Raw genomic sequence first — 454 nt, forward strand, 5'->3', positions numbered from 1 at the left:
CCTCGGCCGGCCGGCGAAGACCGAGTACGGCAACGGCACCGTCCTGACGGTCGGCTACTACGACAGCGGCCAGCCGGAGAAGGAGACCCTCACCCGCAAAGACGGCACCCTGCTGTCCCAGACCGTGTACACGTACAACAGCCGCGGAGACCTGGCCACCCGCACCGACACCCGCCCCACCACCGGCGGGCAGGAAGGTGCCGGCACTACCGACAGCAGCGGCGGGCAGGGGGGTGCCAGCACGGAAGGCAGCGGTGGAGCAGGGGCCGACGGCGGCACGCCGGTGACGACGCACACCGTGCACGGCTACGACGCCTACGGCCGGCTCACCTCCACCGTCCTGCACGGCGGCGGCGATGCGAAGGCGCCGGTGCTGCGGTCGACCGCCTACACCGCCAATGCCGCCGGCGACGTCACCACGGTCACCGCCACCGGTGCGGACGGCAGCAAGACG

1 pseudogene is annotated in these 454 nt (G+C 72.7%); it reads left to right on the top strand.

Going from position 1 to position 454, the window contains the following annotated elements:
• Window positions 1–454: pseudogene (locus IF89_RS0136075) on the top strand (hypothetical protein); the annotation flags it as partial.

This window comes from Streptomyces sp. NRRL F-2664 (genome assembly GCF_000719345.1).
Taxonomy (GTDB): domain Bacteria; phylum Actinomycetota; class Actinomycetes; order Streptomycetales; family Streptomycetaceae; genus Streptomyces.